The organism is Aminobacter sp. GW821-FHT11F06 (assembly GCF_058808215.1).
On sequence record NZ_JBXARL010000002.1, the window covers coordinates 94,930 to 120,986 of the forward strand.

The 26,057-nt window shown below is 62.9% G+C and carries 29 protein-coding genes and 1 tRNA gene; 9 read left to right on the forward strand and 21 right to left on the reverse strand.

Features of this window, described 5'->3' with window-relative positions:
- Positions 1–133: 133 nt before the first annotated feature.
- The gene (locus AC1RTB_RS04860) at positions 134–1,852 is read left to right on the forward strand and encodes a cisplatin damage response ATP-dependent DNA ligase (RefSeq protein WP_492875255.1); all 1,719 of its coding nucleotides are present in this window, start codon (positions 134–136) and stop codon (positions 1,850–1,852) included.
- A 9-nt stretch (positions 1,853–1,861) separates the two neighbouring features.
- Here the strand turns inward: AC1RTB_RS04860 and AC1RTB_RS04865 are convergent, their stop codons facing one another.
- Entirely contained in the window at positions 1,862–2,962 is a 1,101-nt protein-coding gene (locus tag AC1RTB_RS04865; RefSeq protein ID WP_492875257.1) for a hypothetical protein, read from the reverse strand.
- 227 nt (positions 2,963–3,189) lie between these two features.
- Here AC1RTB_RS04865 and AC1RTB_RS04870 point away from each other — a divergent pair, with 227 nt between their 5' ends.
- Together AC1RTB_RS04870 and AC1RTB_RS04875 are read left to right on the forward strand one after the other, a co-directional pair.
- Positions 3,190–4,146 (forward strand): NAD(P)H-dependent flavin oxidoreductase, encoded by a 957-nt coding sequence (locus AC1RTB_RS04870; RefSeq protein WP_492875259.1) that lies wholly within the window; start codon positions 3,190–3,192, stop codon positions 4,144–4,146.
- A 148-nt stretch (positions 4,147–4,294) separates the two neighbouring features.
- Positions 4,295–4,370: transfer RNA gene (locus tag AC1RTB_RS04875), tRNA-Thr, on the forward strand.
- Positions 4,371–4,442: 72 nt separating this feature from the next.
- Here the strand turns inward: AC1RTB_RS04875 and AC1RTB_RS04880 are convergent.
- On the reverse strand, positions 4,443–5,210 hold the full coding sequence (locus AC1RTB_RS04880; RefSeq protein ID WP_492875261.1) for a 2-keto-4-pentenoate hydratase: 768 nt from the start codon (positions 5,208–5,210) through the stop codon (positions 4,443–4,445).
- A 123-nt stretch (positions 5,211–5,333) separates the two neighbouring features.
- On the opposite strand from AC1RTB_RS04880, the gene AC1RTB_RS04885 reads away from it, so the two are divergent.
- Positions 5,334–5,621 carry a DUF2218 domain-containing protein gene (locus AC1RTB_RS04885; RefSeq protein WP_492875263.1) on the forward strand — a complete coding sequence of 96 codons (288 nt, stop codon included), beginning with the start codon at positions 5,334–5,336 and terminating at the stop codon, positions 5,619–5,621.
- Positions 5,622–5,725: 104 nt separating this feature from the next.
- Here AC1RTB_RS04885 and AC1RTB_RS04890 read toward each other — a convergent pair whose 3' ends face one another.
- From AC1RTB_RS04890 to AC1RTB_RS04915, 6 genes are all read right to left on the reverse strand, one after another.
- Complete coding sequence (locus AC1RTB_RS04890; protein WP_492943795.1) at positions 5,726–6,292, reverse strand: OmpA family protein; 567 nt, start codon at positions 6,290–6,292, stop codon at positions 5,726–5,728.
- A 19-nt stretch (positions 6,293–6,311) separates the two neighbouring features.
- Entirely contained in the window at positions 6,312–6,734 is a 423-nt protein-coding gene (locus AC1RTB_RS04895; protein ID WP_492875267.1) for a cysteine rich repeat-containing protein, read from the reverse strand.
- Between the two features lie 101 nt (positions 6,735–6,835).
- The gene (locus AC1RTB_RS04900) at positions 6,836–7,426 is read right to left on the reverse strand and encodes a hypothetical protein (protein ID WP_492875269.1); all 591 of its coding nucleotides are present in this window, start codon (positions 7,424–7,426) and stop codon (positions 6,836–6,838) included.
- Positions 7,423–8,190, reverse strand: a complete 768-nt coding sequence (locus AC1RTB_RS04905; protein ID WP_492875271.1) for a DUF2092 domain-containing protein — start codon at positions 8,188–8,190, stop codon at positions 7,423–7,425. Before AC1RTB_RS04905 ends, AC1RTB_RS04900 begins: the two co-directional genes overlap by 4 nt.
- A 78-nt stretch (positions 8,191–8,268) precedes the next feature.
- Positions 8,269–9,066, reverse strand: coding sequence for a hypothetical protein (locus AC1RTB_RS04910; protein WP_492875272.1), 798 nt, complete (start codon positions 9,064–9,066; stop codon positions 8,269–8,271).
- Between the two features lie 276 nt (positions 9,067–9,342).
- Positions 9,343–9,597 (reverse strand): DUF1344 domain-containing protein, encoded by a 255-nt coding sequence (locus AC1RTB_RS04915; RefSeq protein WP_492875274.1) that lies wholly within the window; start codon positions 9,595–9,597, stop codon positions 9,343–9,345.
- A 246-nt stretch (positions 9,598–9,843) separates the two neighbouring features.
- Here AC1RTB_RS04915 and AC1RTB_RS04920 point away from each other — a divergent pair, with 246 nt between their 5' ends.
- The 5 genes from AC1RTB_RS04920 to AC1RTB_RS04940 all read left to right on the forward strand — a co-directional run bounded on the left by AC1RTB_RS04920 (position 9,844) and on the right by AC1RTB_RS04940 (position 13,669).
- Positions 9,844–10,110: a hypothetical protein gene (locus AC1RTB_RS04920; protein ID WP_492875275.1), complete on the forward strand. Its 267-nt coding sequence runs from the start codon at positions 9,844–9,846 to the stop codon at positions 10,108–10,110.
- 54 nt (positions 10,111–10,164) lie between these two features.
- Positions 10,165–10,962, forward strand: coding sequence for a COG4705 family protein (locus AC1RTB_RS04925; RefSeq protein ID WP_492875277.1), 798 nt, complete (start codon positions 10,165–10,167; stop codon positions 10,960–10,962).
- Positions 10,963–11,039: 77 nt separating this feature from the next.
- Positions 11,040–11,564: a cytochrome b gene (locus tag AC1RTB_RS04930; RefSeq protein ID WP_492875279.1), complete on the forward strand. Its 525-nt coding sequence runs from the start codon at positions 11,040–11,042 to the stop codon at positions 11,562–11,564.
- A 79-nt stretch (positions 11,565–11,643) separates the two neighbouring features.
- The gene (locus tag AC1RTB_RS04935) at positions 11,644–12,321 is read left to right on the forward strand and encodes a winged helix-turn-helix domain-containing protein (RefSeq protein WP_492875281.1); all 678 of its coding nucleotides are present in this window, start codon (positions 11,644–11,646) and stop codon (positions 12,319–12,321) included.
- The gene (locus tag AC1RTB_RS04940; RefSeq protein WP_492875283.1) at positions 12,308–13,669 is read left to right on the forward strand and encodes a sensor histidine kinase; all 1,362 of its coding nucleotides are present in this window, start codon (positions 12,308–12,310) and stop codon (positions 13,667–13,669) included. The genes AC1RTB_RS04935 and AC1RTB_RS04940 overlap by 14 nt, the downstream gene beginning before the upstream one ends.
- A 58-nt stretch (positions 13,670–13,727) precedes the next feature.
- Here the strand turns inward: AC1RTB_RS04940 and AC1RTB_RS04945 are convergent, their stop codons facing one another.
- From AC1RTB_RS04945 to AC1RTB_RS05005, 13 genes are all read right to left on the reverse strand, one after another.
- Entirely contained in the window at positions 13,728–13,982 is a 255-nt protein-coding gene (locus tag AC1RTB_RS04945) for a GlsB/YeaQ/YmgE family stress response membrane protein (RefSeq protein ID WP_492875285.1), read from the reverse strand.
- Between the two features lie 117 nt (positions 13,983–14,099).
- Entirely contained in the window at positions 14,100–14,288 is a 189-nt protein-coding gene (locus AC1RTB_RS04950) for a YegP family protein (protein WP_492875287.1), read from the reverse strand.
- An 89-nt stretch (positions 14,289–14,377) separates the two neighbouring features.
- Positions 14,378–14,881, reverse strand: a complete 504-nt coding sequence (locus tag AC1RTB_RS04955; protein WP_492875288.1) for an L-2-amino-thiazoline-4-carboxylic acid hydrolase — start codon at positions 14,879–14,881, stop codon at positions 14,378–14,380.
- Positions 14,878–15,669, reverse strand: a complete 792-nt coding sequence (locus AC1RTB_RS04960; protein WP_492875290.1) for an ATP-binding cassette domain-containing protein — start codon at positions 15,667–15,669, stop codon at positions 14,878–14,880. Before AC1RTB_RS04960 ends, AC1RTB_RS04955 begins: the two co-directional genes overlap by 4 nt.
- Positions 15,666–16,418: an ABC transporter ATP-binding protein gene (locus AC1RTB_RS04965; protein ID WP_492875292.1), complete on the reverse strand. Its 753-nt coding sequence runs from the start codon at positions 16,416–16,418 to the stop codon at positions 15,666–15,668. Before AC1RTB_RS04965 ends, AC1RTB_RS04960 begins: the two co-directional genes overlap by 4 nt.
- Complete coding sequence (locus AC1RTB_RS04970) at positions 16,418–17,245, reverse strand: ABC transporter permease (RefSeq protein ID WP_492875294.1); 828 nt, start codon at positions 17,243–17,245, stop codon at positions 16,418–16,420. Before AC1RTB_RS04970 ends, AC1RTB_RS04965 begins: the two co-directional genes overlap by 1 nt.
- Complete coding sequence (locus tag AC1RTB_RS04975; protein WP_492876318.1) at positions 17,242–18,243, reverse strand: ABC transporter permease; 1,002 nt, start codon at positions 18,241–18,243, stop codon at positions 17,242–17,244. The genes AC1RTB_RS04970 and AC1RTB_RS04975 overlap by 4 nt, the downstream gene beginning before the upstream one ends.
- A gap of 236 nt (positions 18,244–18,479) precedes the next feature.
- Positions 18,480–20,087 (reverse strand): ABC transporter substrate-binding protein, encoded by a 1,608-nt coding sequence (locus tag AC1RTB_RS04980; protein WP_492875296.1) that lies wholly within the window; start codon positions 20,085–20,087, stop codon positions 18,480–18,482.
- A 243-nt stretch (positions 20,088–20,330) separates the two neighbouring features.
- Positions 20,331–21,158 (reverse strand): ABC transporter ATP-binding protein, encoded by an 828-nt coding sequence (locus AC1RTB_RS04985; RefSeq protein ID WP_492875297.1) that lies wholly within the window; start codon positions 21,156–21,158, stop codon positions 20,331–20,333.
- On the reverse strand, positions 21,155–22,006 hold the full coding sequence (locus AC1RTB_RS04990; RefSeq protein ID WP_492875299.1) for an ABC transporter ATP-binding protein: 852 nt from the start codon (positions 22,004–22,006) through the stop codon (positions 21,155–21,157). The genes AC1RTB_RS04985 and AC1RTB_RS04990 overlap by 4 nt, the downstream gene beginning before the upstream one ends.
- 1 nt (position 22,007) lies before the next feature.
- Positions 22,008–22,916, reverse strand: coding sequence for an ABC transporter permease subunit (locus AC1RTB_RS04995; protein ID WP_492875300.1), 909 nt, complete (start codon positions 22,914–22,916; stop codon positions 22,008–22,010).
- 9 nt (positions 22,917–22,925) lie between these two features.
- Positions 22,926–23,930, reverse strand: coding sequence for an ABC transporter permease subunit (locus tag AC1RTB_RS05000; RefSeq protein WP_492875302.1), 1,005 nt, complete (start codon positions 23,928–23,930; stop codon positions 22,926–22,928).
- 112 nt (positions 23,931–24,042) lie between these two features.
- Positions 24,043–25,638, reverse strand: a complete 1,596-nt coding sequence (locus AC1RTB_RS05005; RefSeq protein ID WP_492875303.1) for an ABC transporter substrate-binding protein — start codon at positions 25,636–25,638, stop codon at positions 24,043–24,045.
- Between the last annotated feature and the right edge of the window lie 419 nt (positions 25,639–26,057).

Genomic DNA, 26,057 nt, shown 5'->3' on the forward strand with positions numbered 1-26,057 from the left:
CTTTCGCCAATCACCAACGTCGCTGGCCGAGCGCCGGCAGCGAAACTGCTAATCTCCCCCCTTGTGGGGGAGATGTCCGGCAGGACAGAGGGGGGCAACGTAGGGCACTCACCCGGCGGAGGTCCACCCTCCCATGAACCGCTTCGCCGAGCTCCTCGATCGCCTGGTGCTGACGCCGTCGCGCAACGGCAAGCTCAAGCTCATCACCGACTATTTCCGCGACGTCGAGGACCCAGACCGGGGGCTTGCGCTCGCCGCCCTCACCGGCGATCTCAACATCGCGTCGGTCAAACCCGCCATGCTGCGCCAGTTGGTGGCCGAGCGCATGGACCCGGTGCTTTTCGGCTATTCTTATGACTATGTCGGCGACCTCGCCGAAACGGTCTCGCTGGTCTGGCCGGAGCCAGGCGGAAATGTATCGCCTGTGACACCCCCACCCCTCACCCCTCCCCACAAGGGGGTGGGGGGCGTCATCGTCTCAGATTCCCCCTCCCCCTCGTGGGGAGGGGTGAGGGGTGGGGGTCTTCCAGCACACAAACCCAACCACGACATCACGCTTGCCGAAGTGGTCGAAAAGCTGCAATCGGCGAGCCGTTCCGACGGCCCGGCCGTGCTCGCCCGTCTGCTTGACCAATCGGGCGTGTCGGCCCGCTTCGCCATCATCAAACTCGTCACCGGCGGCTTGCGCATCGGCGTGTCGGCCAGGCTCGCCAAGCAGGCGCTGGCCGATCTCGGCACTGTCGACATATCTGAAATCGAGGAGCTTTGGCACGGCCTCACCCCGCCCTACGTCGCGCTGTTCGCCTGGCTGGTGGGCAAGGCGCCGAAACCGGAGAAAGCGGCAAAGGCGCTGTTTAGCCCGGTCATGCTGTCCAACCCTGTCGGCGACGGCGACCTCGAAAAACTCGTCCCTGCCGACTACGCCGCCGAGTGGAAATGGGATGGAATCCGCGTCCAGGCGGTTTGCGAAGGCGGTATCCGGCGGCTTTACTCCCGCACCGGCGACGACGTCTCCGGGGCCTTTCCCGACGTCGTGGCCGCCATGGATTTCGAGGCGGCACTTGACGGCGAACTTCTCGTCGGCGTGCCGACTGAAGCGACAGGCACTTTCTCCGACCTGCAGCAGCGGCTCAACCGCAAGACAGTCTCGCCCAAGATGCAGGCGCAATATCCGGCCTTCGTGCGCTGCTATGACCTGCTGCAGCTTAATGGCGAGGACCTGCGCGGCCTGCCCTTCACCACGCGCCGCGAACGGCTCGAAGCCTTCATCGCCACGCTCGATCCCACCCGCTTCGACCTGTCGCCGCTGGTGCAATTCGACGATTGGCCAGCACTCGAAGCGATGCGGCGCAACCCGCCGCACCCGATCATCGAAGGCGTGATGCTGAAGCGGCTCGATTCTCCCTATCTCGCCGGTCGCCCCAAGGGGCCCTGGTTCAAGTGGAAACGCGATCCGCACACTGTCGATGCGGTGCTGATGTATGCCCAGCGCGGCCACGGCAAGCGCTCGAGCTTTTATTCCGACTACACCTTCGGGGTCTGGTCGGGCGCCGAAGGTGCCGAGGAGCTGGTGCCGGTCGGCAAGGCCTATTTCGGCTTCACCGACGAGGAGCTGAAGCTGATCGACAAATATGTCCGCGACAACACCACCGAGCGCTTCGGCCCGGTGCGCTCGGTGCGGGCCGACAGGAAAAACGGGTTGGTGCTGGAAGTCGCCTTCGAAGGTCTCAACCGCTCGACGCGCCACAAATCGGGCGTCGCCATGCGCTTTCCCAGGATCTCGCGGCTGCGCTGGGACAAGCCGCCAGCCGAAGCCGACCGCATCGAAACGCTGCGGGCGCTGCTGGACTGAGCCCAGAACCTATTCGGTTACCGAAACCCTGATCTCGTAGATGTCGACCGCCTTGCCTTCCTTGGCGAAGTCCGAGTTGATGGCGATGGTGCCGGCGGCACCCGGCTTCTTGTCGGGCACGTCCATCTCGAACAGATATTCGCCGCGCTGGTAGCCGACGATGTAGCGTTTGCGGCCGCAATCGCCGAGTTCGCCGAAATTGCAATCGACGGCCATCTGCGTTTCCTGGCCGTCCTCGGCGCGGGCGACGATGTCGAAGACCGCATGCTTGCCGGCGATCTGCTCGAGCACCCCCTTGCCGACGTCGAAGCTGACGGCCGAACCCGACGTGCCCGAGCGTATCCGCAAATAGCTGCCGGTGTCGTCCTTGGCGATTTCGGCGCTCGTGCCGCTCGGCGCGCTGACAGCGGCCGGATCGGTCGGCGCGAACACGCTGATCCATTTGCGCGCCTGATCGACCTCGCCTGGGCGGGCCGGGCCTGCATTGGTGCCGCCAGGCGAAAAATCCTCGCTCTCGAGCTGCTTTGGCGGATTGTGCACCGAGGTGTCGATTTCGGCGGCCGATTTGAACAGATCGGTCTGCACCGCCCACCACAGGCCGATGCCACCCATGGCGAGCAGCGTTGCCGCAAAAAATATCGCCGCGAATGGGCGCCGCTTTTCTTCCCGCGCGCTGGCGCGGTCGGCCGCGCGCCGTTCGGCGCGGCTGCGCTTTTCGGAAATCTCGATCGGCGGGCCGCCGGGCAAGGTCGCATCGGGCATGATGTCGGGCACGACAGGCGTGACACCGCTTGCCGGTTTTCCGATCGAGACCGACGGCGCCTTGGCCGCGCCATTGCCGTTGAGCGACACTTCCGGAGCCGAGGTCGCGCCGTTCGAGCCGACGGAGACCGCGGGGGCTGCCGGCATGAACTCCGATTCGATCTCGGTGATCGTGGCTTGCAGCGCCTTGCGCCGGTTGATCGCCACCTCCACCGTCATTGCGGAATTGGCTTTCAGCGCACGGTCAAGCGCGGCGAAAGCCGCGCGATAGACCTTTTCGCGAAACTCGCGATTCTCGGGTTCGCCTTTTTCGAAAGCGTTCCGGATCGCCTTTTCGATCGAATCCAATCGATGTTCCTCGTAACGGCGCCTGTGTTGCCAGATGGTTAGCGGCAGAGAAGGCATCAATCAACGGCGCTGTTAGCGTTTTGTCGGCCAAAACAGGGTCCAATGTGCCATAAGGTCGGCAAAATAGGTGAAGCAGGCGCTCAAGCCTGTGCATTGTCGACAGCGTTCGATCTGCTATATGAAATGACGTTTACGGAAACGTCAAAATCGAGAGCCGGGAGAGAAGCGTGGCGCTGCCTGACATCCTCAAGAAAAATTTGCGCATTCCCGTCGTCGGTGCGCCGCTGTTCATCATCTCGCATCCGCCGCTGGTGCTGGCCCAGTGCAAGGCCGGAATCGTCGGCTCGTTCCCGGCGCTGAACGCCCGGCCCGAGGCACAGCTCGACGAGTGGCTGGCCATGGTCACCGAGGACCTCGCCGCCCATGACGCCGCCAACCCCGATCGCCCGGCAGCCCCCTTCGCCGTCAACCAGATCGTCCACAAGTCCAACAAGCGCCTCGAACACGACCTGCGCCTGTGCGTGAAGTACAAGGTGCCGATCGTCATCTCCTCGCTCGGCGCGGTCGAAGAGGTCAACCAGGCCGTCCATTCTTATGGCGGCATCGTTTTGCACGACATCATCCACGACCGCCACGCCCGCAAGGCGATCAAGATGGGCGCAGACGGGCTGATCGCGGTTGCCGCGGGTGCCGGCGGCCATGCCGGCACGCTGTCGCCCTTCGCGCTGATCCAGGAAATCCGTCAGTGGTTCGACGGCCCGCTGCTGTTGTCGGGCGCCATCGCCAATGGCAGTGCGGTGCTGGCTGCCCAGGCCATGGGGGCTGATCTCGCTTATATCGGCTCGCCCTTCATCGCCACCGAGGAGGCCCGCGCGGCCGACGCCTACAAGCAGATGATCGTCGAATCCAAGGCCGCCGACATCGTCTACTCCAACCTGTTCACCGGCATCCACGGCAACTACCTCAAGGGCTCTGTGCGCGCCGCCGGCATGGACCCCGACCACCTTGCGGTCTCCGATCCGACGCAGATGGATTTCGAAGGCGACAACAAATACAAGGCCTGGAAGGACATCTGGGGCTGCGGCCAGGGCATCGGTGCCGTCGACAAGGTCGTGCCGGTTGCCGAACTGGTCGAGCGCCTGGCCAGCGAGTACGCCGCCGCCAAGGCCCGCCTCGCCGGCTGACACAGGCCCTCGTGGGCTGAACCGATCATCTTGGGACCGCGGGTTTTCGCCACGGCTCAAAACCGTCAGAAGGTGTCTTGAAATCCGCGCGCAATGAAGTTATCACGCGCTCACTGTCTCGCGCCCCTACCGGTTGCGAAACTTGGAAGCCGCTTTAGCTCAGTTGGTAGAGCATCGCATTCGTAATGCGGGGGTCAGGTGTTCGAGTCACCTAAGCGGCACCAGTTTATCCTCTCCAATCAACGCCATTCCTTAACGAGACGGGCGGATATCGCGCGCGCCGATCCGGACAGCGCTCACTGGAATGTGCAAGAAACCGTGCCGAGGCCAGAAAACTCGACTGTCAAAGCCTGGCCGGGCAATATCTGAAGAACCGGCGTACACGACCCGGTCGTGACGATATCGCCGGCATTCAGCGTCTTGTGCGACCGGGATAGCTGCCTGGCCAGCCATATGACAGCCTCCAGCGGATGCCCATCGATGGAATCCGCCCGCGCCTTTGCAACGACATTGCCATCAATCCGTGCGGTCACGTCGATGGCGTCGCTTTCGATGGGGTTGATGTGGCGAGCCGATGCGCCGCAGATGGTCGCGACATGGAAAGCGAAATCGGCGATGGCAACCAGGCGGTTGTCCCCCACGGGTCTGGTGCGGCGTCCGAGCAAGCCTATCGTTGGCTGGCATGCCACCACCGCCTCCGCTGCCGAGTCCTTGTCGATTTCTTCGCCCTGGGAAGGGAACGTCCGGCCAATGGTGAACGCCAGTTCGCACTGCGCCCCGATCATAGCCAAGGGCAGTGTCAGCCTTGCTGGCTTTTCGTGGAAATCCTTGCTGGGGATGGCCGAAAATATCGGTTCTCGCAGCGCAAATGTACGCCGCGTTGCCGGGCTGGTGCCCGTGAGAGCATAACCCTTGAAATCGGTGTCATAGGCAAGGAGCGCTGTCCTTTGCACCGCTAGCGCTTCACGCTCCGATCCGATTATTGTCACGGGCAGGTCGGTGGCCGTTCCGTGAGTCCGGTTCGCCGCCAGTCCTTCCGCGAGTTTGTCGAGCAGGTTTTCCATCTCGGTACGATGAGAATAGAGCCCGGCCGCATAAAAAATCGAGATGGGAAACTGCCCGGAAAAATTACAAATTTGACCGTCGGGCCGGAAATTCGAAGCAGGCGAACCAAGGAACCAAAAATCATGCCCAAGTCAAAGGCCGTCGTCACCACGGAACATGCGAGCCGCTACCTTCAGCAGCTCTGCAAGCACTGGGGTCACAAATTCACTGTCGAGTTCTCGCCTGTCCAAGGACGCATCGATCTTGGCGAAGGGAGATTGGTCGATCTGAGCGCGAGCGATTCAGCCCTGACTGTCGAGCTGGAGGCAGCCGACGTGCCGCGGCTGGAGCAGGTCGTGGCCGACCATATCGTGCGCTTCGCGTTCCGCGAGGAACTGCATTTCGACTGGAAGCCAGTCGACCCGAGCTAGGCGGTTGCGCCAGCGCACGGCCGCTGACAGGCGGCCGCGCTCGATCTTGCTGCGCAAGCTTCGGTGTGATTTGGGATCACACCGAAGCCTTACCCTTGCGGCCCTTAAGGCCTGAATGTTCCGAGATTGAAAAGCTGCACGCGCCTGTTGTCGGCAGCAGCCGACTTCGTCGCATCTATCGGAAAGTATTCTCCGACGCCAACCGCATACAGACGTTCCGGAGCGACCGCGAATGTCGTCGACAGGGCCTCTCTGATCGCATCGGCGCGCTTTGCGCTGAGGTCGAGATTGTGCTGGGCACTGCCGGCTGCACTGGAGTGGCCAACAACAAGGAACTTGTAGGCCCACAGATTCGGATGATGCAGCGCGTCAGCGATCAGTCCCAATGTTCGATAGGACGCGGGTTCGATCGCGACCGAATCGTTCTGGAAATCGATTTCCACCAGCATCTGCGGCAGGCGCGCCACCTTGCTCCAGTTTGGCAGTGCGGTCATGTCCTGGCCCGCGCCGCGCTCGATCTCCTGCCTGAGAAGCTCGATGTCGACGAGCGGTGCCGCGCCCGTCAACTTGCCGAGGCTTGAGGTTATTCGCTGCTCGGTCACTTCCTGGGCATGGGATGGAAGAGCAATCGTGCTCATCGCCAGCGCTGCCAGAACGGCAAGCCTTTTCAAAGCGGTTTTCCGGACCATGTTATCGCCATCCTGCGTCGGTGATTGCCTGATTGCACTGTTTGCCGATGTGACTTTCCGCCTTGATCAGGCAGGAAAGGATGTATCCGTCTCCCTTCACACCGGAGCAGTGCTGGGCCATGTCATGCTGGCAGGCCTTCGCATAGCCGGATTGCGCTGCCTCACGCTGGCTGAGGGACGAGACGACAGTCGCAAGGGTCGTTGTGCAGCCCGGCGATACCTTAGCAGAATTTGACATCAGGCAATCGGCAATGCGGCCATTCCCAAGGTTCAGCCCCTTGCAGAGTTTCTTTATGTCTGCGCCGCAGTCTTTCGCAAGAACGGTGACGGCGTCGGCATAGCTTATCGTCTCAGCTCGACTTCCGGTCGCAAAAGCGACGCAGGCAAGCATCGCCGCCGCTATTAGTTTCTGCGTTCGAAACATATCAGTCTCCTGTGACGCTGCACCGGTTCGAGCGGTGCCCTCGGAACTCTGCCTCATTTCTGCGCGCAGGACGCAGCGCAGCCGACGGACGAACGGCTCGCCTATTGCGGCGAGCCGACGACAACGTAGACGATCTGGTGGCCCTGATAGCGGGGCTCATACCAGGTGTCGCCGCAATGCTTGTAGGTCGTGCCCTTGATCTCGATGTTCTCGCAGGCCGGTGGCAATGACGCGACAACCGAACCGATCGCCAGCACGGTGGCTGCGCCCAAGAACGCGTCGCCTGGCCCGTACCAGTATCCCGGCCAATAAGGTGCCGGCGGCGGCAGCGGGCGCGGGTATGGGCCAGGACCAGGGTATGGTCCGGGGTGTGGGCCTGGCCCTGGTCCGGGATGTGGCCCTGGGCCAGGATGTGGGCCCGGGTGCGGACCAGGCTCGGGATGCGGGCCAGGACCTGGACGCGGTGGTGGGCCCGGCAAAGGCCTGGGCATGCCGCCGCCATCGAAGCGTCCGGAAAAATGTCCCGGTGCGTTGAAGCCGCCGGCCGGAGCGTGGAAACCGCCACCGCCAAAGCCCATCCGCCCCATGCGCATGCCGCCGAAGCCGCCGCGCGCCTCAGCGAGTGCTGGAACCAGCACAAGGGTCGCCGCGAGCGCGCCGAGCGAAAATCTTGCCAGAATGGAGCCGTTCATTGCGCTGCTCCTTCGCCGAGGAACTTGATCTGGCTCGCCCCTGCCGGCGGCTTGTAGGTGAACAGGTCGTCGGCGAAGGTCGCCTCTTCCTTCCAGGTGAGCACGGCCGAGAAACGCGGACGCGCCAGGTCTTCCTTGTCGACCAGCGACAGTTTCAGCGGCACAGGCGTTCCCTCGGAGCGGATCCAGACCTCCCAATCCTGATCGGCGCCCCGGAAGGCCCAATGGTCCGTGCGCTCGCCATTGATGTAGGCCGCGCCGACGTGGAAGCCTTCGAGGATCTTGTCGATGGGCGCGTCTTTGGTTCCCCAGGCGAACAGATCGGCAGCGGGAAACGTGATCGCGTATTTCTGCGCCGCAAGCTCCAGCGTCTCCTTGATCGTCGCCGGCGCATCGAAGCGGGCATAGGTCGCCGCGTCGGGCGAAACGAAGCTGACTTCCTTGCCGTTGTAGAAAAGCTCACTGTGCACCACGTCGGTCACCAGGTCGACATAGAGCCGATCCGGGCGCCGCGCCTTGTAATAGGCGGTGCCCTCGATGCTGAGCTTCTGGTCGGTGTCGAGCACGACCTCCATCGAGGTCGATGCCTTGACCTCGAACGACTTCAACGACGCCAGGTGATCGCCCATACGGGTGAGCGCCGCTATGGCCTCGGGCTCGATCAGCGACTCCTGACTATGGGCAGAGGGCGCGGCGGACAGGAAAGCAGCCACGGCCAACGCCGCGGCACCCCCGGTTTTCCAGCTGGAAGACATCACATTCATCAATTTCTCCAACGCTCCAAGGAAACGAGCGGCTGGATGGGACCACCAGCCGCCACCCCGCATGTCTTGAATTCGCGGCTACTTGCCGATGGCGAACTGGAAATTGACGCCGGCGAAAATCTGCCATTCCGGCTGGCCCGCCCCATGGCTGAAGACTGTGTATTGCGGTTCGATGAAGGCGTTCGCCGTCACCTTGTCATTGATCGGAATGACCTTGCCGATACCGAAGCCGACGGGGATGGCATAGTCGCCGCTTTCAAGGTCGAAGTTCCAGATCGCCGTCGAGCGAAGATAGAACCCGTCCTTGAGATTGATGTTGACGATCGGCTGAACCGTGGCGAGCGACACATCCTCGCGGTCGCTCGGGCCGGCGAAGGACGCCTGGTAAGTGACAAGACCGCCAAGCAGGCCCCAGCTTGTCGGGGCAATCGCCATGGCGACAGCACCGGCCTGCCATTTGCCGGCGCCAAGCGCGTCATCGGTCGCCGTCGGCAAGACCACCAGCGGTCCAGCGCCGAACGAGACCTCCTTGCCCGGAAAGACAAAGATATCCATCAAGGTCAGATCGCCGAGGCCGGTCACATAGCCGTTCGGAAACTCCGGTGCTGTGGCAACCGGCAAGGTAAAGCGCACCAGCTGCGGCAGCCCGCCGAGATCGGACGGTATCAGGCCGCGAATCAGGAACTGATTGGCGTATTTGTCCGGCAGATCAGTGAGCTTGGGCACGTAATAGTCGTGGAAGTTGATCGTGATCTTCGGCGTCAGCGGGTTGTTGGCTTCGTTGACGGCGTCATGCTCTTGCGCCGCCGCACCTGCGACATGGCCTAGCGCCAAGGTTGCGACAGCGGCCGCAAATCGAGTGGAAAACCTAGCCATTTTGACGGACCTTTCGAAGGAGCACGAGCGGTTTGCCAAATATTAGAGTAGTCTTAAAAAGCAAGTACTTGGCGTTACGAGAGGCAGGGTGTTGGAGTTGATGTTACCTGTCAAGGCATCGGAGCATTGGCCCCATGGGTGATTTTGATCGCCACCAGGTTTCGATTGCGCCAGCCTGCCACGCTACGAGGCCGATCCAGCCTCGGTGAGCCTGAATGCCGGAGACAAAAAGGCCCGCCGACCGAAGCCGGCGGGCCCTGAGCCAAGTAGTTTTCGCTACATCGCCGAGCCGACAGTGACAGCGGTAACCTTCGTCGCATCGTCATCAGCAACAGTGATGGATATCTTCTTGCCCGCAGTCAGATCTGGCGGCAGCGCGATATCCTTGGGCACGGTGTAAGACTTGCCATCCTCCATGGTGATGACACGGGTGTCCTGCTTGAACTCCTTGACGACACCGTCCACCGTGGCGGCCCAGGCCGCGCCACTCATGAGTGCTACTGTTCCGAGGGCAATGATGAGTTTCCTCATGATTTTTCTCCTTGGTCCAGTCCCTTCGCTTCGCAAACGCCCGACGCGAAACAAGGTTGCAATCTCCCGACGCGATTCGGCGGCGCTCGTGAGCCTCAGATCGCCAAATACGTTTCTTACAAAACCGTATGGCGTCAGACAGGACCAGTAGACCTCGGCACCTTAGACATCTCCCTGCCGGCCAAACACTTGCGCCGGAAATTGTCAAAACCGCCGGACCTTCCGGCTTCCAACGGGATGATGGATATGACGAAATCTATTGCTGTCGCCGCCTTTGCACTCGCCGCGGCTCTCGGCTCGCTTCCCTCTCTCGCCCTGGCTGCCACCGCTCCGGTGCCGTGCGAACAGATGCTGAGCGACGTCAATGCCGCGATGAAGGCGACGAAAGCAGCCGACACCGAAAAGGCCAAGGCCGTCGACCTCAAGGGCAAGGGCCTCGAACGCTGCAAGGCCGACGACGATGCCGGTGCCGACGCATTCTTCCAACAAGCGCTGCAGGTGCTCGGCAAATAGCGCCAGCACCTCCCCGCACCCTCCCCAACAGTCCCTGCAACGAGGAACAACGTCATGACGACGCGAACTAACCGTGCGCAGATGCTCAACAAGGTTCCGGCAGTCACATTCGACTTCTGGCTGATCAAGCTGCTGGCGGTCACCGTCGGCGAAACAGCCGCCGACTATATGAACCTCGACCTCGATCTGGGGTTGGCGACGACGTCGTGGATCCTGAGCGGTCTTTTGATCGTGGCCCTTGCCCTGCAGTTCGTGCAGGTCCGCTACGTCCCGTGGATCTACTGGGTGACAGTGGTGCTGATCAGCGTCGTCGGCACGCTGGTGACCGACAATCTTGTCGACAATTTCGGCGTCAGCCTGCAAACGACGACGCTGCTCTTCAGTGTCTTGCTGGCAGCCACCTTCACGCTTTGGTACGTGTCGGAAAGGACGCTGTCGATCCACAGCATCACCACCACCAGGCGCGAAACCTTCTACTGGCTCGCGGTCTTGTTCACCTTCGCGCTCGGAACCGCCGCCGGCGATCTGACCGCCGAAGGGCTGGGCCTCGGCTACCTGCAGACCGGTGTCATCTTCGGCTCGATCATCGCCGCGATCGCCTTTGCCTACTACGCGCTCAATCTGAACGGCATCCTGGCTTTCTGGCTCGCCTATATCCTGACCAGGCCGCTAGGCGCGTCGTTCGGCGACCTGTTTGCGCAGCCGGCGGACCATGGCGGCCTCGGCTTCGGCACGACGGTGACCAGCTTCATCTTCCTTGTCGGCATCGCGGCACTGATCCTGTTCATGACCCTGACACAGGCAGGCAGGAGCGGTATGGTGGCCACGGCAGGCGAAGCCGCGCCTGAATGACGGGCTTTGCGTTGTGCGCTTTGAAAATCCCGGTGGGGGCATCCGCTCCTACCGGGCCTCGGCATAAGGATGGTTGAATGACCCCTTCGGCATCAGGCTATTCCCGTTTCCAGATCATGCTTCATTGGCTTGTGGCGGCACTGGTGGTGTTTCAATTGCTGTTTGGCGACAGCATGAAAGCCGCAGCCAGAGCCACCGCCAGAGGCGGTCAGGCCTCAGCTACCGACCTGAGCCTTGCATCGGCGCACTATTGGGTCGGCCTCGCGATCCTTGCACTCGTCATCTTGCGGCTTGGCCTGCGCGCAACGGTTGGTGCCCCGCCCGTCGAGCCGGCGACGCCCGCCTGGATGAACTTTGCCGCCAAGGCCACCCACCTGGCCTTCTACTGCCTGCTGTTCGCCACGCCCGTCACAGGCCTGCTTGCCTACTACACCTGGCCCTGGATGGGCGAAGTACATACCATCGCCAAGCCGGCATTCATCGTGCTGATCGGCGTTCACGCAGCTGCCGCTTTGTTCCATCATTTCGTGCTCAGGGACGGCACGCTGCGCCGGATGCTGGTGCCTGGCACTTCGCCTGCCTCGCCGGCCTCCACGGAATGACCACGAAGTGCTATTACAGCACCCTACGGCCGGTCCCACGAGGCTGACGGCCAGGCGACACGGAGCGGGGCAGGACAGCATGCGCATACTTGTCGTTGAAGACGACAGGAAGACCGCCGACTACACCGCCAGAGGGTTTTCCGAGGCCGGGCATCTCTGCGATGTCATCGGCGATGGCCAGGATGCGTTGTTCCAGGCGATGCGAACCGCCTACGACGTGCTGGTCATGGATCGGATGATCCCCAATCTCGACGGGCTTTCCGTCGTCAAGGCGCTGCGTGCGGCCAATGTGAAAACGCCGGTGCTGTTCCTCACCTCGATCGGCGGCGTCGACGACCGCGTCGAAGGGCTCGAAGCCGGCGGCGACGACTATCTGGTCAAGCCGTTTGCCTTTTCCGAGCTGCTGGCGCGGGTCAACGCGCTGTCGCGCCGGCCGCCGGTCCAGGATCAGAAGACGGTGCTCGCCGTCGGAGATCTCGAACTTGACGTGATCAAGCGGCGGGTCACAAGGCGCGGGCAGCCGATCGAACTGCAGCCCCGCGAGTTCAAGCTGCTCGAAATCCTGATGCGCAACGAAGGCCGGGTGCTCACCCGCACGATGCTGCTCGAACGTGTCTGGGATCTGCATTTCGATCCCAAGACCAGTGTCGTCGAAACCCATATGAGCCGGCTTCGCGCCAAGATCGACCGTCCCTTCGACACGCCCTTGCTGCATACCGTGCGCAACACAGGCTACAGCCTGCATGCTCCGATCTAACCTGTTTCGCAGCACGCCGTTTCGTCTGGCGCTGGGTTTCGGAACGCTGTTCGTCAGTGCCTTCCTGGCGATGGGCTTCATTGCCTACCAGTTGATGAGAACCGAATTGTCGACCGGGCTCGACAATTCGGCGCGCGAAATCTGGGCGGTCGTCGCCGCCACGGATGCCGACGGAGACCTCGAAGACATTGTCGGCGCCGTCGATATCTATGCGCGCCTCAGCAACCCCGAAGACCGGATCTTTGTCCTGCTCGACCCCGCCGGCAAACGCCTTGCCGGCAATTTCTCCAAGCCCCCCACCGCAAGCGGCCTTTCGATCCTTTCGGCGGAAGAAGCCGGGCTGAGCGGCGACGGCAATTACCGTGTCGTCTCAGGCAAGGTCGGCAACAACTGGCTGTCGGTCGGACTCAGCCTGGCCGAAACGGATCGGCTGGCACTGATCGCGCTGAAAAGCATGGGCTGGGCGCTTGCCATCATCACGATCACGGCCTTCGCGCTCAGCGCGTTCCTGGCCGCCCGCATCCGCAGCCGTCTCGACAACATCGCCAGCACCATGGACGACGTCTCCAATGGCAAGCTCGGTTCACGCATCCCGCTGACCGGCAATGGCGACGACATCGACGCCGTTTCAAGCCAGATCAACACCGCCCTGGAAAGGCTCGCAGCGCTTGTGGAGGGCATGAAGCAGGTCAGCACCGACATCGCCCATGACCTCAAGACGCCACTCAACCGTCTCAAGATGACCATCGACACCGCCATCAGCAATAATGAGCGCGGCAAACCGGTCAGCGATGAGCTGAGCGAGGCGCGCGTCGAAAGCGACCGCATCAACGAAACCTTCGACGCACTGCTGCGCATTGCCCAGATCGAGGCAGGTTCCCGCAAAGCCCGGTTCGCGACCATCGATCTCGACGAGATCATGAGCTTCATCGCCGAAATCTACGCCGATGTCGCCGAAGACGACGGCAAGGTCCTGGCCATTTCAGGCGATTTTAGAGGCCTTCACCCGATTTCGGGCGACCATGAATTGCTCGTTCAGATGTTCGCCAATCTCGTCGAGAACGCCATCCGCCATTGCCCCGCGGGAACGCGCATAACCATGTCGGCCAAAAATCTCGGCGACATGGTGGTCACCGAGATCTGCGACAACGGTCCCGGCATTGCGTCGGTCGAACGCGAAAAGGTGTTCCAGCGTCTTTATCGCACCGAAAAGAGCCGCACGACGCCGGGAAGCGGGCTTGGCCTCAGCCTGGTTCGGGCCATCGCCGACCTGCATGGCGCGACGCTGAAGCTCGACGACAACCACCCCGGCCTCAAGGTCAGGATCGCGTTTCCCAGGCGGGCTTAGAAAAAAGCGGCCCGCGAAGTGTCGGGACCGCCTTTTGCGTTGTTGCTGGTGACTGTCGCTAGGCTTGTTTGACCAGCCTCAGCAACACCAGGAGGATCACCGCACCTATGGTGGCGTGGATGATCGCAGCGACAATGCCGGAGCCGAGGCTGATGCCGATGGCCGGAAACAGCCAGCCGGCGATCAGCGCGCCGACGATGCCGACGACGATGTTGCCGATGAGGCCGAAGCCATAGCCCTTGACGAGTTGCCCCGCGAGCCAGCCGGCGACCGCACCGACGATGAGGAAGATAAGAAGGCTTTCGATACCCATTTGATCTCTCCTGGTTTCGCGCGTCGGCCCGAATACCGGCATGGGTTTCGGAAGAATACGATGCGCAGGTTCAACAACGTCCTTTATGCGCCCAGATGGACGCGCAGCGCTCTAAAATCAGGCGACGGCAGTGGTCTGGTCTTCGACGGCAGCGCCGGGTGCGTTTTTCTTGATCGACTCGATTGCCTTCAGCGCCGATGCCTTGGCCGCATAGCCTTCCGAACCGAACATTACCTCGCCGTTGGACGCCCGGAAGCGGAACCGGAACTCGCCGCCCTTGTCCTTGTAGACCTCGAATTTATACATCGCCTTGCCTCATGTTGCCGGCCCACGACTCACGCCGGTGAAGAATCGTCGCATGATCGGGCGGCCCAAGTCCATCTGCCTTGGCTTGTTCAGCCGTCCCGGTCGGTCAGGCAGATATGGCAGCAGCCCGAGCCGTGGCCCGGCGTCCAGGTGACATTGTCGAAGCGAACGCCTGTCGCCTCGAACAGGCCACGGTCGAAGGCACCGGCGATCCGGCACAGCACAGCCAACCTGTCGTCTCCGACACCAGCACCCACCCAGGCATCCTTGAGCGGGCAGCGCTTGACCTTGAAGGCGATGTGGCTGTCGCTGCGCTCGACATCGGTCGGATACATGCGCCCGCCATCGGGGCTGACCGCCAGAAAGGCCTCACCGATGGCGCGCGCGTCGTTGGGCCCGAACTCGGCGAAGGCCACCTCGGCGACCTCGCGGCCGCGCTTTTCGATCGCCCGCACCAGGATCTCCTCGGCCTTGTCGTCGCCGAACTCGGCGGCGAGTTCGTCCAGCATCAGCCGGTAGAGGTCGGCGCGGTTGCGAAAGGCCGCGTCGAGTTCGGCGGCGAGCTTTTCGGCCCTGACAGCGGGATCGGTCACGATGCATTCTCCTTGGCACGCGGCAGTTCGGGCGTGGCCGCAACCAGCGCCTTGCCGGTCGCGGAAACGGGGCTTTGGAACACTGCCCGCGCCTCGCCCTGTTCGACGATCTTGCCGCCATCCATGATGGCGATGCGATGGGCGATGGCACGCACCGCGCCGAGATCGTGCGAGATGAAAAGATAGGCGATGCCTTCGTCTTTTTGCAGATCGGCGAGCAGGCGCAGGATATCGGCACGCACCAGAACGTCGAGCGCCGACACCGCCTCGTCGAGCACGATCAGCGACGGTTTTGTCGCAAGCGCCCGCGCGATGGCAACGCGCTGGCGCTGGCCGCCCGAAATCTCGTGCACGGCGCGGCCGGCGAGTTCCGCTGGCAGCCCGACGCGTTCGAGCAGTGCGGCAATCGCCTTTGACCGTTCGCCGCTTGGAACGATACCGTGGATGCGCAGCGGATCGTCGAGCAAGCGCGCAACGGTTGCGCGCGGATTGAAGGCCGCTTGCGGGTCTTGGAACACCATCTGCAACTTTGCCCTGACAGCGCGCAATCGGGCGCCTTTCAGCGCCAGCAGATCCTGCCCCTGGAAATGAACGTTGCCCGCATCGGCCTCGACGAGCCGCAGCAGGATGCGCGCCACCGTCGACTTGCCGCTGCCGGAGGGACCGACAAGCGCCAGTGTTTCCCCCGCCGCAATGGAAAAGCCGACACCATCAAGTGCGGCAAATCCCTTGCCGCCGCGTGCAAAGCGCTTCGACAGGCCCTCGACCTCAAGCAGCGCCCCGGTCATGCCTCGAGCCCCAGATGGGCGTCGAGCAGCGCGCGCGTGTAGTCGCTCGCCGGTGCCGCGATCAGCGATGCGGCTGCGCCTGTCTCGACCAGCCGGCCATGGCGGAACACGGCGATGCGGTCGGCGAGGTTCGCCGCCAAAGCGATGTCGTGGCTGACGAACAAAAGCGCCATGCCGTCCTCGTCGACCAGTCCCCGGATCAGCGAAACGATCTCAGCCTGCACGATGGTGTCAAGCGCGCTCGTCGCCTCGTCGGCGATCAGTAGCCTCGGCCCGGCGGCAATGGCCGCGGCAATCGCCACGCGCTGTTTCTGGCCGCCCGAAAGCTGGTGCGGATAGGCTTTCGCGGTTGCGGGCGGCTCCGGCAGCTTGACCCTGTCGAGCAGTTCGACCGCCAGCCGCCGCGCCGCAGACCATGGCATGTCGACATTGACATGGGCCACCTCGGCGACCTGGTCGCCGACATTCATGACGGGATCAAGGCTCGATGCCGGATCCTGGAAAATGAAACCGATGTCGCGTCCGTTTCGCGCCACCCGCCCAAGCTCCGGCCAAGCGATGCTGCCCTCGACCTTGGCAGCGGGCGGCAAAAGCCCGGCGATGGCGCGTGCGAGCGTGCTCTTGCCCGAACCGCTCTCGCCGATGACCGCCAGCCGCTCGCCAGCGGCGAGGTCGAGGTCAACGCCTTCAAGGGCCAGGACATCATTGCCGTAGCAGACGCCAAGCCCGCGCACATCGAGCAGAGCCATCACGCGTTCCCCCGCCTGGTGGCTGCGCTTTCGACGATGCCTTCGCCGGCGAGGTAGACGCCGAGCACGGCGAGCACCAGGGCGATGCCGGGGATGATCGAGAGGAAAGGTGCCGAGCGCAGCACCGCCCTGCCCTCCGCGATCATGCCGCCCCAGGTCACGCGGTTGGGATCGCCAAGGCCGAGGAACGACAGCGCCGCCTCGGTCAGGATCGCCGCCGCCACGATCACCGACGACAGCGCCAGCACCGGTGGCAGCGCGTTGGGCAGCACCTCGCGGAAGGCGATCTCGAGCGGATGCATGCCGATCACCCGGGCACTCGCGACATAATCGCGCTCGCGGATCGACAGCACTTCGGCACGCGCGATGCGCGCCGGCCCGGTCCAGGCGCTGAGCGCGATCGCCACCACGACGACGCCGAGCGAAGGCCCAACGACGCTGACCAGCGACAGCGACAGCAGGAAACCGGGCACGGTCTGGAACGCGTCGGTGATGCGCATCAGCACCTCGTCGACAAGCCCGCCGGCAAAGCCGGCAACGGTGCCGACGACACTGCCGACAAGGATCGAAGCGGCGGCAGCCGCAAGACCGACGGCCAGCGATGTGCGGGCGCCATGAAACAACCCGGCCAGCACGTCGCGGCCGAGCCTGTCGGTGCCGAGCGGCAGCGCCCAATCCTGGAACGGCCGCAGCAAAGCGGGGCCGGCAATCGACATCGGGTCGCGGGGAAACAGTATCGGTGCCGCCAGCGCCATCGCCACCAGGCAGCCAAGAATGACAAAGCCGGCGACGGACTCGGGCGAGCGGGTCAGGCGGGACAGCGTCATGCGCCAACCTCACCCGAATGGGCCTCGCTAGCGCCGACACGCGGGTCGAGCACGGCATAAAGCAGATCGACGACGAGGTTGATGAAGATCACCAGCACCGCACTGACGAGGATGATGCCGATCAGCAGCGGCGTGTCGCGCGCGCCGACCGCTTCCTGCGCCAGCCGGCCAAGGCCGGGAATGGAAAACACGCTTTCGATGACGACGCTGCCGCCGAGCATCGCCGCCGATTGCAGGCCAAGCATGGTGACCAGCGGCAACAGCGCGTTACGCGCGACGTGACGCCAGACGATGCGGCTCCTGCCGATGCCACGGGCACGCGCGGCAAGGGTAAAATCCATGCGCCAGACCTCGGCCATGCCGGTCCGCATCATCCTGAGATAAAGCGCGAGATAGATGATGCCGAGGCTCGTCACCGGCAGCACGAGATGCCGGGCGATATCCAGCGCGCGCGAAAACCCGGTCTTGCCAGAGGCGATGGTTTCCATGCCGCTCAGCGGCAGCCAGCGCAGTTGAACCGAAAAGACGATTGTCAACACCAGCGCCAGCCAGAAGCCGGGCACGGCATAAAGCGCCAGCGAGCCAATGGAAAGAAATCGGTCGCGAAAGCTTCCGGGTCGCGAGCCGGCGACGATGCCAAGTGTCGTGCCCAGGAAGAACGAAAGCGCTGTAGCACTGCCCATCAGCAACAGCGTGTTGGGCAGCCGCTCCAGCACGACATCGAGCACCGGCCGCGACAGGGCGACCGAATGGCCGAGGTCAAGATGCAGCAGCGACCAGAGATAGGCGGCAAGCCGGGTCGCCGGCGAAGCATCGAGCCCCCAGTTCTGGCGCAGCGCCTCGATCATGCCGGCGTCGCCGCCGACCGACGCGATATAGGCGTCGACGGCATCGCCGGGCGCGGCTTCGAGCAAGAGGAACGAGCCGACAACAACGATCAGCAGCACCGGAATGCTGCCGATCAGCCGGCGCCTCAGCATGTGCAAGGCGCGGGTCACCGGCGTACCACCGGCGCCCAGGTGGTTGGGCAATCACCCCCACCCCTAACCCCTCCCCACAAGGGGGAGGGGAATTCCCTTCGCGCCACGTCAGATGTCGCACGGCTGAGGACGCTCACGCCGACGCGTCCCCCTCCCCCTTGTGGGGAGGGGTTAGGGGTGGGGGTAATTTTAGGCACTGCAATTCCCAGGGGCATGCTCAGTAACGGATCATCATCCCAACTGGAAAGATGATGTCACGTTTCGACATAGGTGTCCGCCCAGTTCGAAACCGCCCAGCGCGGGTTGTTCGCAACGTTCTTCACGCTGTCGCGGGCGACGGTGATGAAGCCCCATTCGGCGACGTTGATCAGCGGCAGGTCCTCGACCACTATCTGCTGGAACTGATCGTAGAGATCGGTGCGGGCGGTATCGTCGAGCGTTTCCGCCGCCTTGGCGATCAGCGCGTCGAGCGCGGCGTTCTTGTAGCCGCCCTGGTTGGAGAAGGGCACGCCATCGGGGATGCCCGACTGCACCAGGATGGTTGTCGAGATCGCCGGGTCCCCACGGAACACGGGCGGTGCGATGGCCAGGTCGAAGGCGTGGTCGGTATAGACGGCCTTCTGGTGCGCGGCGGAATCGTTGTTGACCAGCTCGGCATCTATGCCCACGGTTGCAAGCGCCTGGCGCAGATAATCGCCGAACTGCTTGGTCTCGCTGAAATAGGGTGCGGGCAGAAGCTTCAAGCTGAAACGGTTGCCGTTGTCGCCCTTGGGATAACCGGCTTCGTCGAGCAGCGCATTGGCCTTGGCGACGTCGAAGCGATAGGCCGGCACGTCGGACGAATAGAACTGCTTGTCGTTGACCGGCACCGGCCCAGTCGAGGGGGTGGCGTGGCCGAGGAAGATCGTCTTGACGACAAAATCCTTGTCGATGGCGTGCGCGATCGCCTGGCGCACCTTGAGGTCGGCCAGTTCCTTGCGGCGATGGTTGATCTCGACGACCAGCTGATAGGTCAGCGCCTCGTAGCCCTCCCCGATCACCTTAATACCCGGCACTTTGGAGATGCGCTCGAGATCGGCCAGCGGCACCGCCGAGAAAGCGGCGAGCTGGATTTCTTCCGCTTCCAGCGCACCGGCAGCAGCCGCGCGGTCGGGCAGCACGCGATAGATGATCTCGTCGAGCTGCGGCTCGCCTTCGCGCCAGTATGTGTCATTGCGCACGAGCCGGTAATATTCGCCCGCCTTGTGCTCGGCAAACTTGAACGGCCCGGTGCCGATGGGGGCGTTGTTGGCCGGGTTCGTGGCAATGTCGGTGCCTTCATAGACATGCTTGGGCACGACAGATGTCAGCGCCGGCAGCGCGTTCTTGATCAGCTGCAGCGGCGTCGGCGTGGAGAATTTGAAGACCGCCGTGTGCGCGTCAGGCGTTTCGACCGCATCGAGGTTCTTGAAGACGACGCGGCCGAGATTCTGCAGCGGCTTCCAGATGCTGAGCGCGGAAAACGCCACGTCGGCCGAGGTGAACGGCTTGCCGTCGTGCCAGGTCACGCCCTCGCGCAGCTTGAAGGTCACCGACAATCCGTCGTCGGAGCCCTCCCAGCTCGTTGCCAGCCGTGGGTCGAGCCCGCCCTCGCCGTCGAACGAGGCTTCGGCCAGCGGCTCGATCACCTTGCTCGACACGAAGAACACGCCGTTGGAGGCAACGATCGCCGGGTTGAGGTTGCGCGGCTCGGAATCGGCGGCGACCACCAGGCGACCACCCTTCCTGGCCTGCGTCCAGCCGATCGAAGGCAGTGCTGTCGAAGCCAGCAGCAATGCCGACCCTGCCAGAACCTTGCGCCTGGAAATTTTGAAATCAGCCATGTCAGCCCCCTGAACCATCGGCGCGACGAAATCGCCGGCCCGTCAAATGATGGCCGGGATTATGATCCGGGAAAGCCGTTTTGCGAGAGACGAAATTGGCGTTTTCAGCCTCTGGCCCAAAACATTGTGCTCCTTGAGCACCGCACCGCACCGGTGAACGCCTTTCAAATGCGTCGGCCCGGAAACCGTTTCCGATTTCCGGGCCGAAATGTTTCGCCGTCAGTCGAAGATTCGGGCTGCCTCTCAGGCCGCCTTCTTCTTGGCGATGCGGGCGCGGATGCTTTCGACATCGGCGCGCGGCGTCGCTGCAAACAGCGTCTTGGTGTAGCTGTGCTGCGGGTTGGAAAACACCTCGTCGCGGCTGCCATATTCGACAGCTTCGCCGAAATACATCACCATCACATCGTCGGCGATGTAGCGCACCACGCTGAGGTCATGGCTGATGAAGACGTAGGTCAGCTGGAACTCGTCCTGCAGGTCGGCCAACAGGTTGAGCACCTGGGCCTGCACCGACAAATCGAGCGCCGAGACAGGTTCGTCCAGCACCAGCAGCTTCGGGTTCAGCATCAGCGCGCGCGCGATGGCGATGCGCTGGCGCTGGCCGCCCGAAAACATGTGCGGGTAGCGGTTGTAGTGCTTCTCTTCGAGGCCGACCTTCTTCAGCAGCTTCATCGCCCGGTCGCGGCGTTCGTCGGCCGGCGTATTGGTGTTGATGACCAGCGGCTCGGTCAGGATGTCGCCGATCTTCTGGCGCGGGTTAAGCGAACCGTAGGGGTTCTGGAACACGATCTGCACCTTGCGGCGCATCTCCGGCGTGAGATCCCCCTTGGCGATGTCGACCTTGTTGCCTTCGAGCAGCAAATCGCCCGACGTCGCCGGGTCGATCAGCGTCAGGATGCGGCCGAGCGTGGACTTGCCGCAGCCGCTTTCGCCGACGATCGCCAGCGTCTTGCCCTTCTCGACGTTGAAGCTCACGCCCTTCACGGCGTGCACGGTCTTGGCCTTCTTCAGAAAGCTGCCAGGCACATGGTAGTCGCGCACGATGTTGCGCGCTTCGAGAATGACGCTCATCGTGCAGCCCCTTCCACCTGGTCGTCGACGAAGAGTTCGGAGATCGTCGGCAGCCGATCACCGGTCGCATTGTCCGGCAAGGCCGCGAGAAGCGCGCGCGTATAGTTGCTCTTCGGATTCTCGAACAGCGTCAGCACGTCGGCTTCTTCCATCTTGCGGCCCTTGTACTGCACGACGACGCGGTCGGCGGTCTCGGCCACGACACCCATGTTGTGAGTGATCATGATCAAGCCCATGCCATGGTCGGCCTGCAGCTTCATCAGCAGATCGAGGATCTGCTTCTGGATCGTCACGTCGAGCGCGGTGGTCGGCTCGTCGGCGATGAGCAGCTTCGGGTTGCAGGCGATCGCGATGGCGATCATCACGCGTTGGCACTGGCCGCCCGACATCTGGTGCGGATAGGAGCCAAGGCGCTCGGCCGGATCGGCAATGCCGACAGCTTCAAACAGCTCGATCGCGCGCTTGCGGCGGGCGGTCCTGTCGAGCCCCAAGTGGACGCGCAGCACTTCCTCGATCTGGAAGCCGACGGTGAAGCACGGGTTGAGGCTCGCCACCGGCTCCTGGAAGATCATGGCAATGTCCTTGCCGATGATCTTGCGCCGTTCGCTGGCGGGCATCGCCAGCAGGTCGCGGCCGTTGAAGGTCAGCTTGTCGGCGGTGACATTGGCCGTCCAGGGCAAAAGCCCCATCGCAGCCAGCATCGCCACCGACTTGCCCGAGCCGGACTCGCCGACGATGGCGAGAACCTCGCGCTCGTGGACCTTCATCGACACGCCGTTGACAGCCCGGAACGGGCCGGAGGCCGTCTGGAACTCGACGACAAGGTTTTCGATTTCGAGAAGCGCCATGTCAGGACCTCTTCAGCTTCGGATCGAGCGCATCGCGCAGGCCATCGCCCATCAGGTTGATCGCCAGCACCGTGACCAGGATCGCGATGCCCGGAAGCGTCACCACCCACCACTTGCTTTGGATGAACTCGCGGGCCTCGGCCAGCATGGTGCCCCATTCCGGCGTCGGCGGCTGCGCGCCCATGCCGAGGAAGCCCAGCGCTGCGGCGTCGAGAATGGCGCTGGAAAACGACAGCGTCGCCTGGACGATCAGCGGCGCCATGCAGTTCGGCAGGATCGTCTTGAACATCAGCCGGGCATGGCTCGCACCGGCGACCTTGGCGGCGACGACATAGTCGCGGGACTTTTCGCTCATCACGGCTGCGCGCGCCAGACGCACGAAATGCGGCTGGTACACGAGCGAGATGGCGATCATCGCGTTGACCAGGCCCGGCCCGAGGATGGCCACCAGCACCAGGGCAAGCAGCAGCGAGGGGAATGCGAGAATGATGTCCATCACGCGCATGATGGCAGTGTCGACCCAGCCGCGGAAATAGCCGGCGATGACGCCGAAGACGACGCCGACGACGAGCGACAGGGTCGTCACGATGACACCGACGAACAGCGAGAACTGGGTGCCGTAGATCAGTCGCGAAAGCATGTCACGGCCGACGGCGTCGGTGCCGAGCAGGAAGTCGGCGCGGCCGCCCTCCTGCCAGAACGGCGGAACCAGAACCGCGTCGCGGTATTGCTGGGTCGGATCATGCGGCGCGATCAGCGGTGCGAAGATCGCCAGCAGCACCAGAAAAATGAAGAACACGAGGCCGATGACAGCGCCACGGTTTTCGGAGAAGTAGTACCAGAATTCGGCCAGTCGCGCCCGGCGGGACGGATCGGTCGAGACGGCGCTGGTTGCAGCAGCTTGAGACATGACGCCCTCCTAGTGCCGGATACGCGGATTGATGAGCCCGTAGAGCAGGTCCACGGCAAGGTTCACCAGCATGATGACAGCGGCGATCATGAGCAGGCCGCCCTGGATGACGGCATAGTCGCGCCGCGACACGGAATCGACCATCCACTTGCCGATACCCGGCCAAGAGAAGATCGTCTCGGTCAGGATCGCGCCGGCGAGCATGACGCCGACCTGCAGGCCGATCGTGGTGACGACCGGGATCATGGCGTTGCGCAGCGCATGGACGCCGACGACACGGAAGGTCGACAGGCCCTTGGCACGCGCGGTGCGGACATAGTCCTCCGACAGCACTTCCAGCATCGCCGAGCGCGTCTGGCGCGCAATGACGGCGAGCGGAATGGTGCCCAGAACGATCGTCGGCAGGATCAGGTGGCTGACGGCCGACTTGAACGCGCCGGCCTGGCCTGAGAGCAGCGAGTCGATCAGCATGAAGCCGGTGACGCGCGGGAAGTAGAACATCAGCGAGATGCGGCCGGAGACGGGCGTCCAGCCGAGCATGCCTGATACCAGCATGATCAGCAGCAGGCCCCACCAGAAGATCGGCATCGAGAAGCCGACGAGTGCTGTGCCCATCATCGCCTGGTCGGCGAAGGAGCCGCGCTTGATCGCGGCGATAATGCCTGCCGGAACGCCGAGCGCGATGGCGAAGATGATGGCGCAGAGCGAAAGCTCGACAGTCGCCGGAAACAGTTCGAAGAACTGGTCGATAACCGGCCTCTTGGTGACGATCGACGTGCCGAAATCGCCGCGCACCACGCCCCAGAGATAATCGAGATACTGGATGACGATCGGCCGGTCGAAACCGAGCTGGGCGGAGATTTCCGCGTGCCGCTCAGGCGACATGACGCGCTCGCCGGACAGCAGGGCGACCGGATCGCCAGGCAGAAGTCGGATGAATGAGAATGCGATGATGGAAACCCCGACGAACGTCGGGATGAGGACGGCTAGCCGCCCCAAGAGGAACCGGAGCATGTCAGACCTTTTAAGTGAATGTTCCGAGATTTCGGTAAGGGTAGCACAAAATGTGCATTGGGGCGCTTGTGATCCAAGCGCCCCAACCCAAGGCTGATCTGTTTAGGCAGCCTTACTCGGTGATGTCAACACCGTCGAAGGCGAAGTCGCCGAGCGGGCTCTGGACGAAGCCTTCAACGCCCTTGCGCATCGGGACGATCGACAGCGAGTGGTCGATGGTTGCCCAGGGCGCTTCCTTCTTGAACACAACCTGCGCCTGCTCGTAGAGCTTGGTGCGCTCGGCCAGGTCGGTCGTCTCCTTGGCCTTCTTCACCAGATCGTCGAACTCCTTGTTGCACCACTGCGCGCGGTTGTTGCCGCCGACGGCCGTGCAGCCGAGCAGGGTGTCAAGGAAGTTGTCCGGATCGCCATTGTCGCCGGTCCAGCCGAGCATGACAGCGCCGTCACGATCCTTGGCCTTCGACTTGTCGAGGTACTCGGCCCACTCGTAAGAGACGATCTCGGCCGTGACGCCAACCTTGGCGAAGTCGGACTGGATCAGCTCGGCAGCGCGGCGGGCGTTGAGCATGTAGGGACGCGAAACCGGCATCGCCCACAGCTTCATCTTGAGGTCCTTGACGCCAGCGGCCTCAAGCGCCTTCTTCGATGCTTCCGGATCGTACTTATCGTCTTGGATCGACTTGTTGTACGACCACATCGTCGGCGGGATCGGGTTGGTGGCAGGCGTGGCCGCACCCTGGAACACGGCGTCGACGATGGCCTGCTTGTTGATGGCCTGGTTCAGCGCCTTGCGGACTTCCGGCTTGTCGAACGGAGCCTGGGTGGTGTTGTAGGCCATGTAAGCGACGTTCAGGCCTTCCTGCTCCATCACCTTCAGGTTCGGATCGGTCTTCATCGCAGCGACATCGGCCGCGTTCGGGAACGGCATCAGGTGGCATTCGCCAGCCTTCAGCTTCTGGTAGCGAACCGATGCGTCAGGGGTGATCGCGAAGACCAGGTCGTCGATCTTCTGCTTGCCGCCCCAATAGTCCGGGTTGGCCTTGTAGCGGATGATGGCGTCCTGCTGGTAGGCAACGAAGCTGAACGGACCGGTGCCGAGCGGCATCTGGTTGAGCTGGTTCATCTTGCCGTCGGCCTGCAGCTTGTCGGCATATTCCTTCGACATGATCGATGCGAAAGGCATCGCGATGTTGGCCAGGAACGGTGCTTCCTTGCGGGTCAGCACGAACTTGACGGTCAGGTCGTCGACCTTTTCAACCGACTTGATGACTTCCGGGAAGCCCATGCCGGCTGAGTATTCCCACGAAGCGCCCGCAACATACTTGTTCCAGGGATTGTCGGCCTTGAGCTGGCGCTCATAGGAGAAGACCACGTCGTCGGCATTGAAGTCGCGGCTCGGCGTGAAGAACTCGGTGGTCTGGTACTTGACGCCCGGACGCAGCTTGAAGGTGTACTCCAGGCCGTCGTCGGAAATCGTGTAGCTCTCGGCCAGGCCCGGCTCGGTCTCGGTGGTGCCCTTCTTGAACTCAAGCAGGCGGTTATAGACGGTGTGCGCCGACGCGTCGAAGGTCGTACCGGCGGTATAGAGGCCCGGATCGAAGCCTTCAGGCGAACCTTCCGAGCAGTACACGAACGTCTTCGCGCTCGCCGCACCGCTCAGGACGGTTGCAGCCAGCAACGCGGCCGCAAAGGTCGTTTTTTTGATCATTGAACACTCCCTATGATTTTGCCCAAGCCCATCCCAGTTCAGGCTCGCAGGCGCGCATATAAGCACCGTTTATTGAGCATTGGAACTCCCCGCCTACCTGCCCTTTGGTAAGCACAATAATTTACCCACAGATGACTTCGAAATAGTCGAAAATCGGCCAGTTCCACTGCGTGACGTGGAATTTGAACTTGCCGTTAGATTCGGCCTTGGCGAGTTATATCATCGCAACGACAGGCAATTCGCCCCGGCCGGTGCACGGGGCCGTGTAGCTGCTGGCCCTGACAATTCACTTTCCAAGGTGACGTTGGGTGATACTTGCCGTGCACGTCAGCTAGCAATACAAACAACTACAACATGCCCCGACGCGGCACTGTTCTTATGCGCTGCGACGTAGACGAGGGCGAAAGCCGGCGGACCAC

Coding starts and splice junctions, on each gene's coding strand:
- AC1RTB_RS04860 (WP_492875255.1), top strand. CDS start 134: ATGAACCGCTTCGCCGAGCTCCTCGATCGCCTGGTGCTGACGCCGTCG.
- AC1RTB_RS04880 (WP_492875261.1), bottom strand. CDS start 5,210: ATGGAAAACCTGCTCGACAAACTCGCGGAAGGACTGGCGGCGAACCGG.
- AC1RTB_RS04885 (WP_492875263.1), top strand. CDS start 5,334: ATGCCCAAGTCAAAGGCCGTCGTCACCACGGAACATGCGAGCCGCTAC.
- AC1RTB_RS04895 (WP_492875267.1), bottom strand. CDS start 6,734: ATGTTTCGAACGCAGAAACTAATAGCGGCGGCGATGCTTGCCTGCGTC.
- AC1RTB_RS04900 (WP_492875269.1), bottom strand. CDS start 7,426: ATGAACGGCTCCATTCTGGCAAGATTTTCGCTCGGCGCGCTCGCGGCG.
- AC1RTB_RS04905 (WP_492875271.1), bottom strand. CDS start 8,190: ATGAATGTGATGTCTTCCAGCTGGAAAACCGGGGGTGCCGCGGCGTTG.
- AC1RTB_RS04910 (WP_492875272.1), bottom strand. CDS start 9,066: ATGGCTAGGTTTTCCACTCGATTTGCGGCCGCTGTCGCAACCTTGGCG.
- AC1RTB_RS04915 (WP_492875274.1), bottom strand. CDS start 9,597: ATGAGGAAACTCATCATTGCCCTCGGAACAGTAGCACTCATGAGTGGC.
- AC1RTB_RS04920 (WP_492875275.1), top strand. CDS start 9,844: ATGACGAAATCTATTGCTGTCGCCGCCTTTGCACTCGCCGCGGCTCTC.
- AC1RTB_RS04925 (WP_492875277.1), top strand. CDS start 10,165: ATGACGACGCGAACTAACCGTGCGCAGATGCTCAACAAGGTTCCGGCA.
- AC1RTB_RS04930 (WP_492875279.1), top strand. CDS start 11,040: ATGACCCCTTCGGCATCAGGCTATTCCCGTTTCCAGATCATGCTTCAT.
- AC1RTB_RS04935 (WP_492875281.1), top strand. CDS start 11,644: ATGCGCATACTTGTCGTTGAAGACGACAGGAAGACCGCCGACTACACC.
- AC1RTB_RS04940 (WP_492875283.1), top strand. CDS start 12,308: ATGCTCCGATCTAACCTGTTTCGCAGCACGCCGTTTCGTCTGGCGCTG.
- AC1RTB_RS04945 (WP_492875285.1), bottom strand. CDS start 13,982: ATGGGTATCGAAAGCCTTCTTATCTTCCTCATCGTCGGTGCGGTCGCC.
- AC1RTB_RS04950 (WP_492875287.1), bottom strand. CDS start 14,288: ATGTATAAATTCGAGGTCTACAAGGACAAGGGCGGCGAGTTCCGGTTC.
- AC1RTB_RS04960 (WP_492875290.1), bottom strand. CDS start 15,669: ATGACCGGGGCGCTGCTTGAGGTCGAGGGCCTGTCGAAGCGCTTTGCA.
- AC1RTB_RS04965 (WP_492875292.1), bottom strand. CDS start 16,418: ATGGCTCTGCTCGATGTGCGCGGGCTTGGCGTCTGCTACGGCAATGAT.
- AC1RTB_RS04970 (WP_492875294.1), bottom strand. CDS start 17,245: ATGACGCTGTCCCGCCTGACCCGCTCGCCCGAGTCCGTCGCCGGCTTT.
- AC1RTB_RS04980 (WP_492875296.1), bottom strand. CDS start 20,087: ATGGCTGATTTCAAAATTTCCAGGCGCAAGGTTCTGGCAGGGTCGGCA.
- AC1RTB_RS04985 (WP_492875297.1), bottom strand. CDS start 21,158: ATGAGCGTCATTCTCGAAGCGCGCAACATCGTGCGCGACTACCATGTG.
- AC1RTB_RS04990 (WP_492875299.1), bottom strand. CDS start 22,006: ATGGCGCTTCTCGAAATCGAAAACCTTGTCGTCGAGTTCCAGACGGCC.
- AC1RTB_RS04995 (WP_492875300.1), bottom strand. CDS start 22,916: ATGTCTCAAGCTGCTGCAACCAGCGCCGTCTCGACCGATCCGTCCCGC.
- AC1RTB_RS05000 (WP_492875302.1), bottom strand. CDS start 23,930: ATGCTCCGGTTCCTCTTGGGGCGGCTAGCCGTCCTCATCCCGACGTTC.
- AC1RTB_RS05005 (WP_492875303.1), bottom strand. CDS start 25,638: ATGATCAAAAAAACGACCTTTGCGGCCGCGTTGCTGGCTGCAACCGTC.